Origin of the sequence: Pseudomonas sp. LG1E9, from assembly GCF_003290225.1 — a bacterium.
GTDB lineage: Bacteria > Pseudomonadota > Gammaproteobacteria > Pseudomonadales > Pseudomonadaceae > Aquipseudomonas > Aquipseudomonas cyclaminis.
The window spans coordinates 3378443-3393659 of the sequence record NZ_CP029983.1; the positions used below are offsets into that span (position 1 = coordinate 3378443).

Annotated in this window: 5 protein-coding genes; 3 read left to right on the forward strand and 2 right to left on the reverse strand. The window is 60.1% G+C overall.

What is annotated here, in order from left to right; genetic code table 11:
* Nucleotides 1–80 precede the first annotated feature (80 nt).
* Nucleotides 81–7235 (forward strand): NEL-type E3 ubiquitin ligase domain-containing protein, encoded by a 7155-nt coding sequence (locus DNK50_RS15640; RefSeq protein ID WP_112194985.1) that lies wholly within the window; start codon nucleotides 81–83, stop codon nucleotides 7233–7235.
* A gap of 48 nt (nucleotides 7236–7283) precedes the next feature.
* Here DNK50_RS15640 and metH read toward each other — a convergent pair whose 3' ends face one another.
* Nucleotides 7284–10994, reverse strand: a complete 3711-nt coding sequence (gene metH / locus DNK50_RS15645; protein WP_112194987.1) for a methionine synthase — start codon at nucleotides 10992–10994, stop codon at nucleotides 7284–7286.
* A gap of 165 nt (nucleotides 10995–11159) precedes the next feature.
* Here metH and DNK50_RS15650 point away from each other — a divergent pair, with 165 nt between their 5' ends.
* Complete coding sequence (locus tag DNK50_RS15650; protein WP_112194989.1) at nucleotides 11160–13451, forward strand: fatty acid cis/trans isomerase; 2292 nt, start codon at nucleotides 11160–11162, stop codon at nucleotides 13449–13451.
* Nucleotides 13452–13670: 219 nt separating this feature from the next.
* Nucleotides 13671–14255, forward strand: coding sequence for a Fe-S biogenesis protein NfuA (gene nfuA / locus DNK50_RS15655; protein ID WP_032887092.1), 585 nt, complete (start codon nucleotides 13671–13673; stop codon nucleotides 14253–14255).
* A 185-nt stretch (nucleotides 14256–14440) separates the two neighbouring features.
* Here the strand turns inward: nfuA and cobM are convergent, their stop codons facing one another.
* Nucleotides 14441–15187 carry a precorrin-4 C(11)-methyltransferase gene (gene cobM, locus DNK50_RS15660; protein WP_112194991.1) on the reverse strand — a complete coding sequence of 249 codons (747 nt, stop codon included), beginning with the start codon at nucleotides 15185–15187 and terminating at the stop codon, nucleotides 14441–14443.
* Nucleotides 15188–15217 lie beyond the last annotated feature (30 nt).

The window sequence follows — 15217 nt, forward strand, 5'->3', positions numbered from 1 at the left end:
CAGGAAACGTCATAGCTAAGTACTTCGGATGCGCCCGCGCGCGGTGATCAACTGGTCTCTTCATTATCAGGAGAGTCAGTATGTCGGTAGTTCCCCAGACAAACGTGCCTGCACGGACGGCAGGCGCATCCGCGAGCATTCATGCCAAGTCATTGATAGCGGCTGTCCCACCGTGGCTGATCGATGCCACACCGCCGCGTCGTGAGGCACTCAGTAAAGCCGATACAACGCTGGCGCAGGCGTATTGGCGCGCAACCCCACAGCGGCGTCAGCGAGTGCACGATTGTGTCCTTGAGAGCTTCACCGAACAAACGGTGCTGGATAAGACGATGTCAGCCTTGCAGGACATCGAGACGTTCGGCCGACCGTTACTGGTAAAGGCACTCAAGGATCAGTACGGCGTTGAGCTTGCCGGCGGGCTGTCCACCTGGATAAGTCTCAGAAAGTCGCTGCAAGTGAGCTATCTGAATATAGAAGCGCGCACCTATGATTATTTGAAGCTTGAGCTGTTTCAGGCCGCGCTCCACAACTTCGAGGCGAGCGAGTGTGAAGAGGGTTTTTTCCATTCGTCCTCCGGCTTCAGATGGCAAACAGGATCGCTTTCTGAGCCTTTGTTACCGGTGCGCCTGGGGGGGCTGAAAGTCCATCAATTTCTGACACTGTGCCGGCAGTTGAATATTGGCGGGCAGTATCAGGCCTATCTCAAGCGGTTTTTTCACCCCGCCGAGGCTTCTGTCGAGGCCACCTTAAGGTTGCAATTCGCCCTCAGCCAAAAGGCCGCGATGCGGGCCGCCGCCGAATTGGCTTTGTTGCAGCAGGATATCGACGACGATGTCTACGCCATGCTGCTTCGCGTCATTGAAGGCGAGCGCTCACCCCGTATCGGGGCGCAAACCGTGCTGGTTCGCGACGTTGGCCTGATGAATCTGCGAATCACCGGCTGCGTGATGTTTCAGGTCATGGGGGGTGAGAAGGTTGATTACCCCATTCTTTACGTACCCCACGACCCGTACCACCCGCTGAAGCGCTATCGCGATTACGACCACATGCTCGCGACGTTGAGCGACCGGTTTATCACGCCAGGCGCCCCCACACAGCGGGTGACAGGCCCCACGGCTTATCAGCGTTTTTTCAGTCAGTTCGTGAGCCATGCCGATTGGCCGCGTTACTTCAGTGAGTTCACGCAGGATGCCGCAGACGCGACTTTTCGCGAGAAAATCGGTTCCACGTTTCCCGGCATAGGCGATATGTATGAGTTGGTCAGTCGCATGACGCCTTTTCGACTCAAAAATTTCCCACCCTTGCCTCGATCTCCCCAGGTGCCAAACCCGACGCCCTATCTGGCGCCCGCAGCCTTGGTGTTCAAGGACAGTCCGGCGGGCGCTGACGCCATTGATCTTTGGACGTATCTCTACAATCAAAACCGAGACAAGGTTGTGTCGGACGCCGCCAGTTATGCCGTCCCCACCGCGGACGTCGATGCCAGGGTGCGTCAGCGAAAACTGGCGATGTTTCTCAATGTGGGGGTGTTCGTACTGGGTTTCGTTGCCGGGTTCGTGCCTGTGCTGGGTGCAATCATGCTGGGGGTCATGGTCGCACAGCTGTTGTACGAGACATTCGAAGCGGTGTCAGAGTGGAGTGAAGGCGATCGCAAAGCGGCCAAGGTGCACCTGATAGACCTGGCAGAAAACCTCGCCTTGATCGGGGTGACGGCCGGCGTGGGTAAAGCCCTGAGCAGACCAAGGGTCGAACCGGTCATTGAAAGCACGGTAAGGGTCAGCCTGCCTGACGGTAAGGCGCGTCTGTGGAAGCCTGACCTGGCACCCTACAGGAGCGACGTGGTGTTTGATTCCGCAGTCCGGCCTGATGCGACGGGTCAGTACATGCGTGGAGGCAAGACTTACATCCGTATCGATGGATCATTCTACGAAACGAGCTTTGACGCCGATCTGCGCAAATGGCGAATCAGACATCCGCACGACGACATGGCTTACCAGCCGATCCTTGAGCATAACGGCGAAGGTGCCTGGCGACATATTCATGAGTATCCGCTGTCGTGGGAGCGCCTGAAGCTGCTGCGTCGCCTGGGGCATTGCGCGGAGGGTTTTTCTGATGAAACCCTGAGCGCCGTGGGTGAAATAAGCGGTGTCAGCGACGACCAGTTGCGAAAAGTGCACATGGACGGCTTGCCTGTGCCGGCGGTGCTGGCCGATACGCTGGAGGATTTCAAGGTCGACCAGCAGGTTGATGAGCTGATCGGCCAGATTCGTCGAGGAACACCGAGGGACGCTGGCTATGAGTACGCGTTGGGTCTCGTGGTCGAAATGCCAAGCTGGCCGCAGGCAAAGGTATTGGAGGTGTTTGCAGGTTCTGAACCCGTGGGGCACCCGCGTGTCGATGTCGGCAAGACGCCCATCGAGCAACTGGTGGGTAGCACTGGCCCGCTAGGCGAGGACGCGGCTAACTGCGCGTTGGGCCAATTGGGCAGCCGTTTCGAACCGGTTACCCCGCTGATCGATGAATGGTCTGGTGCACCCTTGAAAGAGCCACTTCAGGCCCAGGAAACGAGGATTTTCAGCGGGCGCTCCGTGCGCCATGGTCGGCCTCTTTCACCGGGCGCTAACCAGGCCACTCTCAAAATCAGTATTGACGATGTATTCCAAGGCAAGCTCGCATCGACTGTCTTGGCTGGCCTGAGCGAAGACGAAGCCGCCCAGCTGTTGGGCAGCGAGTCAACCTGGGGTGGGGCCACCAGAACGCAGGTCTTCAATGAGAGGCTTGCAGACGTGGCGCTGCAAAGACAGCAGGCCTTGTTCAGCGCTCTGTTGCGCGCAAGAAACCCGCACCACGCCGCCACCGGTTCGCTGCACCGGCGGTTCCCCACGTTGTCAAGACGAGCGCACGCGCAACTGCTCGACCTGGATACCGGCAACGCCGCAGAGCGCCTTGATCTCGCCGCGCGTATTGCTGTGCAACAGGGGCGCCTTGGACGGGCACTCAGCGGGCTGCATCGGGACAGGCTAGCCGGCGTCGACAGCGACTGGCTGGCCCTGCATACCCTTGCGCGCCTGCCAGGGTGGCCTGAGGGGCTGCGCCTGGAAATACGCGAAGGTCATATCAACGGACCATTGAAGGCCGGCATAGGCGAAGAAAGCGCGGCAATGCGCAGATACCTGATCAAGATCGACGAGCGTTTTCAAGCCGTTGACGCGGCCGGCAATGCGCTGAATGAATTGCCCCCCCATGGTCGTAACTTCTATGCGTCAATCATGCATGCCTTGCCGGACGAAACCCGTCAAGCGCTGGCGCTGCCGTCGACCAGCCAGGGCGCCGATTTACAACAGGCGTTGGCCGCGTATGCCAGGTCGCACCGAGACGTTGTGGCCAATCAAGTGTTCAAGCTGCGTATCCCGAGGTCAAAGCCCTCATGGCGTCTGCCGAGCGGGCGTTTGGGCTATGAGTTGTCGGGCAGGAGCAAGGCTTTTTTCCTGAGTGAACAGTTGATTCGTCAGTTACGCAGTGTCTATCCGAATATCCCTGAAGAGGAGGCTGAGGCATTTTTGTGGTCTCGAAGGCGCGACGGTGAAAGCGATGCGCAGGTTTCGCAGATGCTTTCCTCGCGTCAACGCGAACTGGCGGCATTACAGCTCAGGCTCGCGCAATGGGCCGGGCAGGATGGTTATCGCTCACGTGTTGCCGACGATGTGATCGGCTGTTGGCGCCAGGGCTTGGACCGGGATCGCGCGCCCAGTGCGGTTCTGAACATTCGCGGGGCGCAGCCGTTGCCGACGCTGGAGGCAGACTTTTCCCATGTGCGTACAGTGTCGTTATCAGGCGCCAGATTGCTTGCCGAGGGGAGCGAGGCCTTGCACCGGTTGTTACCCCGTTTACAGCGTCTTGAACTCTACGTTAACCCCATGGACCTGGACGCGGTGGCCGCTCGGTTGCCAAGCCTGCCCGGTATTACCGAACTGTTGATTCAAGGGCCTTCACTCACGTATTCCAGTGAGGCGTTGCAGGCTATCAACCGAATGGCGGGGCTGGAGCAGCTGGTTCTCGGGGGGGCTCTTCAAACGCTGGACGTCAGCGAGTTGACATCATTGCGTCGCTTGACCGTGTCGGGGGCCCTGGGGGCTTGGCCGCGTGGCGTCACTGCGCTTGAGCACCTTGAGTCCCTCGATCTCTCGGGTACCCGATTGCATTCGGTGCCGCCTGAGATGTTCAGCGGGCATGAGCGCGTGTGGCGCGGTTTGCAGATGAATTGGGCAGGGTTTGAATCCCAGGACTTCAAGGCGGTGTTTGATCACTTGCAGGGCAACCCCGCGCATCTGATGGATGAGGCCCGGCTGGTGCGGGACTATTGCGAGGGGGTGCTGAGAGGCCTCTGGAACGGTGATCCGGTTTTTGTTTCGGGTGCCATGGCCGAATTCAGCGAGCAGGGGTTGTCGCCGCCGATGCGTGTGGCGCGTGTGAACACGGTCCGTGAAGAATATCAGCGACTGGCCGCAGAGCTTGAACAATGGCGCCAGCAAGATGCGTCCCGGGATATGGCCGCCGAAAAGCTGCTGGAGTGTTGGCGTGCGGGTTTAGCGCAGCGCTTTATCACCCCTGGTCAGCCCGGCCATTTCGAGGGCGATGCGCCGGCAGGCTCGCGGCTCGATCTGTCAGGAAGTCGGCTGGGTGCTTTGCCGCCGTTGCCGACGGCCGGTTTTGCCCATGTTCGCGACCTGAACTTGAGCGGTGCAGGTGCCCCCATCGAAGCCATCAACCCGTGGCTCGACCATTTTACCGGGCTCCAGGCCGTCAGCCTTGCAGGGAATAACCTGACGGAACTGCCGTCGACACTCACTCGATTTGAAACCCTCAGGCAGTTGGACCTTTCGCGCAACAGGTTGGTCATTACTGCGTCCACACAAGCCAGGTTGAACACGTTCGCGCAGCTTTCATCCTTGCAATTGCAGTACAACCCAATCGGCAGTCTGGATGCGCGCAGTCTCGAACAACTGCGTAGCCTGGATCTGAGTCACAGTGCAATTAACGCCTGGCCGCAAGGCTGGCAACACCTGGAACGTCTGGACCTGAGCCACAGTGCGGTGACCGCTATCCCCGAGGCGGCCTTGGAGGGGCATGATCCCTTGCTGCTCGGCACCAGCCTGCGGGGCTGCCGCCTTACCACTCAAGCACGTGCGCAAGCGCGGTTGTTTGCGCGACGCTACACCCAGGATCACCCAATGGACACGTTGGAAAACCCATTGGGCATACCCCACGACCTGCTGTTTCAGGGGTTGACCGGAGGCGACCCTGAGTATTTCCCGGATGACCTTCACCAGCGTCCCGAGTGGCTCACTGCGCTGCCCGGTATCTCAGACCCCGCGCGTGTCAGGCCAACCCCAGCCGAGCGGCTGCAACGGCTGAACCCTTCGCTGGACGACGCCCAGGCGCAGGCATGGATGGATGAGTTGGGTGTCAGCGGTCACGACGCGTTTAAGGTCGAGGCCAAATTGGTCGAGTGGGAGAGGCAATACGACGAGTGGGTATCGCTGTTGAATCAGTGGATCGGTGCTGAGGATTATCAGAGTGAAAGCGGGATCAGTGCGCTGGACCGGCGCAGGGCGGCGGATCGATTGCTGCAGGGTTGGCGTTTCACATTGCGGGCAGAACCCTCGGCGTTTGTGCCAGAGAGCGCTCAACAATTGAACTTGTCGGGCCTGACGTTGGGGGATCTACCTGCCGTGCCGGCTTATTTCGCGCATGTAAACGAGCTTGACCTGAGCGGCGTCGCCCTGACGGCAGAGGGCTCCAGCGGGTTTCTGCGCAGTTTCGCCCATGTAAAAAACTTGACGCTCAGTCATAACGCGCTGCCCGTCTTGCCGAACGTGCTCAACGAATTTCATTCGTTAAGCCGGCTGGACTTCAGCGGTAACCGACTGCGTAACTCGATCGTATTACAGCCGCTCCTGGGCAATATGCCTGAACTGGCATGGTTGGACCTGAGCGGCAATATCCTTAGACGGGTGGATGCCACGGGCTTGAACAGGCTTGAATCACTGAACCTGCAGCACAACCTCCTGGAGGATTGGCCGAGCGCTGTGCTTGAGCTGCCACGGCTGCGTCAGATGGACCTGGGCAACAACTGGATCGAGACTATCCCTGCCGCCGCCCTGGAGCCGCGGCATCAACAATTGATGGCCGGCACCACGCTCTCGGGAAATGAGCTTGGGCTGCATGAGCTTGAAGATTTACGCACCTATCTGCTCCAGACCGGCAATGGCCTGGGGTATTCCGCCCAGGAGCTGGAAGGCCTTATCAACCCCTCTCGCTCGACCAGTGAAGCCGAGTTTTCCGGGGCGGAGCACGTCTTTCAAAATCACCCGGACATTGAGCCTGTGCACGTCCAGAAAAACCGTTGGTTTGCCACGCTGGAGGCTGACTCCCCCAGGCATGCCGCGTGGGATGTACTCGTGGCTGAAGAGGGCAGCGCGGACTTTTTCTTTGTGCTTTCCCGGTTGGCGGACACCGTAGACTTTCTTCAGTTTCCTGCCGAGTTGAGGCGGCGAGTATGGGCGGTGCTGGACGCGATGGGCGATAGTCTGCAACTGAGGCGGTACATATTCGCCAGGGCGACGGCCCTTATACCGGGTGCTACGTGCGGTGACGGTCGAATCCTGATTTTCAACGAGCTTGAAACGAGCGTCCTGGAGTTCGATGCGCTTAGAGAGTCTGAGCTGGCGCAAGACGGCGCTGCGCTGTTGGCACTGGCCAGGAGCATGATCCGTCTGGAGGCGGTGGAGGACATTGCCCGGGCCGCTATCGAGCGCAGCCCGCATATCGATCCCGCCGAAGTACGGCTGGCTTACCGTATCGGCCTTGCCGAGCGTCTACAGTTGCCCACGCAACCCTCGGGCATGTTGTATGCCGACCTGGCACAGGTCAGCCAGGCCGATATCGACGATGCCTACGTTGATGTCCTGGCGCGTGAACGCGAACCAGATTTCGATGAAAAACTGATCACCCGTGAATATTGGCTTAATTACTTGAAAAACAAATACGCCGACGAGTTCTCGGCGCTGGCCCACGCGCTCGATAAGCAGATTGATGCACTTGAGGAGCGTTTTCCGAAGGTAGGCCCAGCGTATTTGAAGGAGTACGCAGAACTGGGTGCCAGGCGCAGCGAGCAACAAACCGCGCTGGCTATCCGGCTGACGCGGCAGGAGCGAGAGCGACTCCAGCGTTAGGGGCGGGCCGATGCAGGCGTTCGATAACGCCTGCATCGGCTGCGGGCCTTAGTTGTCGTAACCCAGGTTCGGCGCCAGCCAGCGTTCGGTCACGGCCAGGTCCTGGCCCTTGCGTGCGGTGTAGCTGGTCACCTGATCCTTGTCGACCTTGCCCACGGCAAAGTACTGCGCCTGCGGGTGGGCGAAGTACCAGCCGCTGACCGCCGCTGCCGGGAACATCGCGTAGTGCTCGGTGAGGAACACGCCGCTGCGCCCGGCCTGCATCTCGCGGGCTTCAGGGTCCAGCAGTTGGAACAACTGGGCTTTCTCGGTGTGATCCGGGCACGCCGGGTAGCCTGGGGCAGGGCGGATACCGCTGTACTGTTCCTTGATCAGCGCTTCGTTATCCAGTTGTTCGTCCTTGGCGTAACCCCAGTGTTCTTTACGTACCTGCTGGTGCAGCCACTCGGCACAGGCCTCGGCCAGGCGGTCGGCCAGGGCCTTGACCATGATCGAGTTGTAGTCGTCGCCCGCGTCCTGATAGGCCTTGGCCACCTCTTCGGCGCCGATGCCGGCGGTGGTGATAAAGCCGCCGATGTAGTCGGTCACGCCGCTGTCCTTGGGCGCGACGAAGTCGGCCAGTGAGAAGTTCGGCTTGCCGTCGGTCTTGATGATCTGCTGGCGCAGGTGGTGCAGTTTGGCAATCGGCTGGCCATCTTCGCCGTAGACTTCGAGGTCATCGTCCTGCACCTGGTTGGTCGGCCAGAAACCGAATACTGCACGGGCGCTGATGAGTTTTTCGTCGATCAGCTTCTTGAGCATTTCTTGGGCATCGGCGTACAGCGCGGTGGCGGCTTCACCCACCACTTCATCGGTAAGGATGCGTGGGAACTTGCCGGCCAGGTCCCAGGAGATAAAGAACGGGGTCCAGTCGATGTACTCGGCCAACACGTTGAGGTCGATATTGTCCAGCACCCTGGAGCCGGTGAAGGTCGGCTTGACCGGCGTGTAGCTGCTCCAGTCGAACTGCGGCTTCTTGGCGATTGCCACCGGGTAGCTCAGGCGCTCGGTGCGCGCACTGCGGTTGGAGGTGCGCTCACGTACATCGATGTATTCCAGGCGAGTCTTCTCGACGAAGCCGGCCTTCAATTCCTTGGACAGCAACTGCGTAGCCACGCCCACCGCACGGGAGGCGTCGGTGACGTAGATCACCGCGTCGTTGCTGTACTTGGGCTCGATCTTCACCGCTGTGTGCGCCTTGGACGTCGTCGCACCGCCGATCATCAGCGGCAGGTGGAAGTCCTGGCGCTGCATCTCGCGGGCCACATGCACCATCTCGTCCAGGGACGGGGTGATCAGGCCGGACAGCCCGATGATGTCGCACTTCTGTTCCTTGGCCACCTGCAGGATTTTCTCGGCCGGCACCATCACGCCGAGGTCGACGATGTCATAGCCGTTGCAACCGAGCACCACGCCGACGATGTTCTTGCCGATGTCATGTACGTCGCCCTTGACCGTGGCCATCAGGATCTTGCCCTTGGCTTCGGGCTTGTCGCCTTTTTCCAGCTCGATGAACGGAATCAAGTGGGCCACGGCCTGCTTCATCACGCGGGCGGATTTCACCACCTGGGGCAGGAACATTTTGCCCGCGCCGAACAGGTCGCCGACGATGTTCATGCCGGACATCAGCGGGCCTTCGATCACTTCGATCGGGCGTGCGAACGACTGTCGGGATTCCTCGGTATCTTCAACAATGTGCGTGGTGATGCCCTTGACCAGCGCATGTTCCAGGCGCTTGTTCACCGGCCAGCCGCGCCATTCCTCGGTCTCGGCTTCTTTGACGCTGCCGTCGCCCTTGTACTTGTCGGCGATGGCGAGGAGGGCGTCGGTGCCTTCCGGGGTGCGGTTGAGCACCACGTCTTCCACGGCGTCACGCAGCTCGGCCGGGATCTGGTCGTAGATCTCCAACTGGCCGGCGTTGACGATGCCCATGGTCAGGCCGTTGCGGATCGCATAAAGCAGGAACACCGAGTGGATCGCCTCGCGCACCGGGTTGTTGCCACGGAACGAGAACGACACGTTGGACACGCCGCCGGAGGTCAGCGCGTACGGCAGCTCGTCGCGGATGTAGGCGCAGGCGTTGATAAAGTCGACGGCGTAGTTGTTGTGCTCTTCGATACCGGTGGCGACCGCGAAGATGTTCGGGTCGAAGATGATGTCTTCCGGCGGGAAGCCGACTTCATTGACCAGGATGTCGTAGGAGCGCTTGCAGATTTCCTTTTTGCGCGCCTCGGTGTCGGCCTGGCCGGCTTCGTCGAAGGCCATTACCACCACGGCGGCACCGTAGCGCTTGCACAGCTTGGCGTGATGAATGAACTGCTCGACGCCTTCCTTCATGCTGATGGAGTTGACGATGCCCTTGCCCTGGATGCACTTGAGGCCGGCTTCGATCACTTCCCACTTGGAGGAGTCGATCATGATCGGTACGCGGGAGATGTCCGGCTCGCCGGCAATCAGATTGAGGAAGGTCACCATGGCCTTCTTCGAATCGAGCATGCCCTCGTCCATGTTGATGTCGATCACCTGGGCACCGGCTTCCACCTGTTGCAGGGCGACTTCCAGGGCTTCGGTGTAGTTGTCTTCGCGGATCAGACGGGCAAAACGCGCGGAACCGGTGATGTTGGTACGCTCGCCGACATTGACGAACAGCGAGCTGCGATCAATCGTGAACGGCTCCAGACCCGACAGGCGACAGGCCTTGGGAATGTCCGGGATCGGGCGCGGCGCGTAACCGGCCACGGCCTTGGCGATGGCTTCGATATGGCCCGGTGTGGTGCCGCAGCAACCGCCGACGATGTTGAGAAAGCCGCTCTGAGCGAACTCTTCGATGACCTTGGCGGTTTCCGATGGCAGCTCGTCGTACTCGCCGAATTCGTTGGGCAGGCCGGCGTTGGGGTGCGCCGACACATGGGTGTTGGCCTTGTTGGACAACTCTTCCAGGTACGGGCGCAGCTCGCTGGCGCCGAGGGCGCAATTGAGGCCCACGGAAATCGGCTTGGCATGGGCGACCGAGTTCCAGAATGCTTCGGTGGTCTGGCCCGAGAGGGTACGGCCAGAAGCGTCGGTGATGGTGCCGGAGATCATGATCGGCAATTCGATATCCAGCTCTTCAAACACGCCCTGCACGGCGAAGATCGCGGCCTTGGCGTTGAGGGTGTCGAAGATGGTCTCGATCAGGATCAGGTCGGCGCCGCCTTCGATCAGGCCTTTGGTAGCCTCGGTGTAGTTTTCCACCAGTTCATCGAAGGTGACGTTGCGGTAGCCGGGGTTGTTCACATCGGGCGACAGCGAGCAGGTGCGGCTGGTCGGGCCCAGGACGCCGGCAACGAAGCGTGGCTTGTCCGGGTTCTCGGCGGTCTTGGCATCGGCGATCCTGCGCGCCAGGCGTGCACCTTCGACGTTCAGCTCGTAGGCCAGCTCTTCCATGCCGTAGTCGGCCATGGAAATGCGCGTGGCGTTGAAGGTGTTGGTTTCGAGGATATCGGCGCCGGCATCCAGGTAGGCCTTCTCGATCCCGCCGATCACGTCAGGGCGGGTAATCACCAACAGGTCATTGTTACCCTTGACGTCGCTTGGCCAGTCAGCGAAGCGTTTGCCACGGTAATCGTGCTCTTCCAGCTTATAGCTCTGGATCATCGTGCCCATGCCGCCGTCGAGGATCAGGATACGTTCCTTGAGGGCGTGGTGAAGGGCGTGCAGACGAGCGCTACGATCGGACATGGGACTACTCTGGTCAGGCATTACGGAGGGCGTGGATCATAGCAAACCTGTGCGGATTTGCGGCATGTCAGGCTTTTGCATGAATATCGCTCATGTTGTGAGGGGCGATGGCCCGGTAGAATCATCGCAATTTTTCAGCGCATGCATTGAATCGGGACCGGATACATGTCACTTCGTCTTATCGTCAGCGCCGTCCTGGCCTTGATCGCCAGTACTGCGCAGGCAGCAGGTCCCGCTCCGGCGATTTCCTACACCCGCGACATTCAACCGATTTTCACCGAGAAGTGCGTGGCCTGCCATGCCTGCTACGACTCCGCCTGCCAGCTCAACCTGGGCAGCGCCGAGGGCGCGGCGCGGGGCGCGAGCAAGATGCCGGTGTATGACGGCGAACGCAGCCAGGCCGCGCCGACCACCCGTTTGTTTTACGACGCATTTGGCAAGCAGGCCTGGCAGCAGAAGGGCTTCTATTCGGTGCTGGACGCCCAAGGCAGCCAGGCCGCGCTGATGGCGCGCATGCTGGAACTGGGGCATAACGCGCCTTTGCAACCCAATGCCAAGTTGCCCGATGACATTGTGTTGGGCCTGAACCGCGAAAACATGTGCGCCACCCCTGGCGAGTTCAATGCCTATGCCGGCGCCCATCCCAGAGAAGGCATGCCCCTGGCGGTCACGGGCCTCACCGACCAGCAATACCAGACGCTGCAACGCTGGCTCGCGTCCGGCGCGCCGATTGATCAGCAGGGCCTGGCGCCGAGTGCCAACGAAGCCTTGCAGCTTCTACAGTGGGAAAACCTGCTCAACCAGCCCGGCGCCCGTGAAAGCCTGGTGGCGCGCTGGTTGTTCGAGCACTTGTTCCTGGCCCATATCTATTTCGAGAACGGCGAGCCAGGGCATTACTTCCAGTGGGTGCGCTCGCGTACGCCGAGTGGGCAGCCCATCGACCTGATCAACACCCGTCGCCCCAATGACGACCCAGGCACGCGGGTCTACTACCGTCTGTGGCCGGTGCAGGGCGTGATTGTGCACAAGACTCACATCACCTATCCGTTCAGCGCTGCGAAAATGGCGCGTATCAAAGACCTGTTCTACAGCGGCAACTGGCAGGTCAACGCCTTGCCGGGTTATGGCCCGGGCCGCCGCGCCAATCCGTTCGACACCTTCGAGGCGATCCCGGCCAAGGCGCGCTATCAGTTCATGCTGGATGACGCCGAGTACTTTGTACGCACCTTTATTCGCGGGCCGGTGTGCCGTGGGCAGATCGCCACGGACGTGATCCGCGACAACTTCTGGACCCTGTTCCAGGACCCGGACCACGACCTGTACATCACCGATGCGCGGTACCGCGGCCAGGCCACGCCGCTGCTGGCCATGCCGGGGCAGAACGACGACGTGGGCAGTGTGCTGAGCCTGTGGTTGGCCTATCGCGACAAGCGCAACAGGTACGAGGCGCTGCGCCGGGATAGTTATGCCGATTTGCCGCCGCCGAGTTGGTCGAGCCTGTGGGCGGGCAATGACAACGCGTTGCTGAGCATCTTTCGCCACTTCGACAGTGCATCGGTCACCAAAGGCCTGATTGGCGAAGTGCCGCAGACGATGTGGCTGTTCGACTATCCGTTATTGGAGCGCACCTATTATCAGTTGGCGGTGAATTTCGATGTGTTCGGCAACGTCTCGCACCAGGCCCAGACTCGGTTGTACTTCGATTTGATCCGTAACGGTGCAGAGCAGAACTTCCTGCGCTTGATGCCGGCGGACGCTCGTGAAGGCTTTATGGATGATTGGTATCAGAACAGCGGCAAGATCAAGCTGTGGCTGGATTACGAAGCGATTGATGACGATAAACCTACAGGCTTGCACTTGAATGAACAGGACCCCAAGCGGGACTTCGCCAACCAGTTGATTGCCCGTTACGGTGATCTGAATGCGAGCCCGGACCCGATTAATCGGTGTTCTGGCGCGTATTGTTCGCGTGACGGGATTGACCCGGCCTTGCAGGATGCTGAGCAGGCGCTTAGCCGGTTGACGTCGCGTCCGGCGGCGGGGCTGAAGGTGATTGATCAGTTGCCTGAGGCGACGATGCTGCGGGTTGAGACTGCCAGCGGGCAGCGTGTGGTCTATAGCCTGCTGCGCAACCGTGCCCACAGTAATGTGGCGTTTTTGCTGGGCGAGGCGTATCGCTATCAGCCGGGGCTGGATACCTTGACCCTTTATCCGGGGGTGCTCAGTAGCTATCCGAATTTCATCTTCAATATTCCGGCAGGGGACGTGCCGGCGTTTGTGGCGCAGATGGAGCAGGCCAAGGACGCCCAGCAGTTTGAGAGGATCGTTGATCGTTGGGGGGTACGCCGGAGCCATCCGTTGTTTTGGCAGTATTTCCACGATTTGTCGGAGTATGTTCGGGAGACTACGCCGGTTGAGGCGGGGGTCCTGGATATGAATCGGTATGAGAATTTGTGAGTGGTGGGTTGGGGGAGCGCTCTCAGATCAAAAGCAAGCGCGCGGCGGCCTTAGAGCAGACCGGGTTGTTAAGTCGAGCCCCCTCCCACATGTTGATCTCCATATATCAGGTAGGTGTCACGCCACCACCCGCCAAAACCTAACCCGACAAAAACACTGGGACTTTGTACCTCCGTAATAATTTGGCGTAAACTCCGGGCAAGCCTGTGAGGAGTTTCCATGACTGCCATAACCATTACCGACGCCGCCCACGATTACCTGGCTGACCTGCTGTCCAAGCAGAACACCCCAGGTATCGGCATCCGCGTCTTTATCACCCAGCCCGGCACCCAGTACGCCGAGACCTGCATTGCCTATTGCAAGCCTGGTGAAGAGAAACCTGAAGACACCGCCCTGGGGCTCAAAAGCTTCACCGCGTACATCGACCACTTCAGTGAAGCTTTCCTGGACGATGCCGTAGTCGACTATGCCACCGACCGTATGGGCGGCCAGTTGACCATAAAGGCGCCCAACGCCAAGGTGCCGAGCGTCAACGCCGACAGCCCGGTCAACGAGCGCATCAACTACTACCTGCAAACCGAGATCAACCCAGGGCTCGCCAGCCACGGCGGTCAGGTCAGCCTGATCGACGTCGTTGATGACGGTATCGCGGTGCTCAAGTTCGGCGGCGGTTGCCAAGGCTGCGGCCAGGCGGACGTGACCCTGCGTGAAGGCATCGAGCGTACCCTGCTGGAGCGCGTCCCGGAGCTCAAGGGCGTACGTGACGTGACCGACCACACGCAGAAAGAAAACGCCTACTACTGAGTAAGGCGTTCACTGCGAACAAAAAAACGGCGCCCCGTGAGCGCCGTTTTTTTTCGCTTAAAATTCATTGCTTTACGCAATACATCTAACAAAGAAGATCAACTGTGGGAGGGGGCTTGCCCCCGATAGGGTCATATCAGCCGCCACCTAAGCAACTGGTACGCCGCCATTTGTGAGGTAAAAGCTCATGGCCGATAAAGGTGCGCATGCCCCGCCCGATACAGCGACGATTCACTGAAACTGTCACTCGCCAACACCCGTCCCACCACAATCAGCGCCGTACGCCGAAAACCCTTGGCCTCGACCTTTCCGGCAATGTCACTGAGCGTGCCCACCGCCCAATCCTGATCCGGCCACGTGGCGCGGTGCACCACGGCAATCGGGCAATCAGCGCCATAGTGCGGCAGCAGTTCGGCGACGATTTTCTCCAGATGGTTGACCCCCAGATGAATCGCCATGGTTGTCCCATGCCGCGCCAGACTGTCGAAGTCCTCGCCGGCCGGCATGCTGGTTTTATCGGCATAGCGGGTCAGGATCACGCTTTGGGCGATGTCCGGCAGGGTCAGTTCGGTCTCCAGCAGCGCGGCGCAGGCCGCTACGGCGGTGACGCCAGGGATGATCTGGAATGGGATGCCCAGTTCACGCAAATGACGGATTTGCTCGCCGATTGCGCCGTAGAGGCTCGGATCACCGGAGTGTACGCGCGCGACGTCCTGGCCTTTGGCGTGGGCAGTCTTGATCAGGTCGATGATCTGCTCCAGGTGCAGTTCGGCGCTGTTCACCACCTGTTCTGCCTGATGCCCCTCCAGGACCGCAGCGGGCACCAGCGAACCGGCGTAAATGATCACCGGGCAACTACGGATCAGCCGCTGGCCTTTGACGGTGATCAATTCCGGGTCGCCGGGGCCTGCGCCGATGAAGTAGACGGTCATTGGGGAGTTCCTGTCAAAAACGGGCGAGCA

What these genes read in the sequence shown, in the direction of transcription:
- DNK50_RS15640 (WP_112194985.1), top strand. Translation starts at nt 81, where the DNA reads ATGTCGGTAGTTCCCCAGACAAACGTGCCTGCACGGACGGCAGGCGCA.
- metH (WP_112194987.1), bottom strand. Translation starts at nt 10,994, where the DNA reads ATGTCCGATCGTAGCGCTCGTCTGCACGCCCTTCACCACGCCCTCAAG.
- DNK50_RS15650 (WP_112194989.1), top strand. Translation starts at nt 11,160, where the DNA reads ATGTCACTTCGTCTTATCGTCAGCGCCGTCCTGGCCTTGATCGCCAGT.
- nfuA (WP_032887092.1), top strand. Translation starts at nt 13,671, where the DNA reads ATGACTGCCATAACCATTACCGACGCCGCCCACGATTACCTGGCTGAC.
- cobM (WP_112194991.1), bottom strand. Translation starts at nt 15,187, where the DNA reads ATGACCGTCTACTTCATCGGCGCAGGCCCCGGCGACCCGGAATTGATC.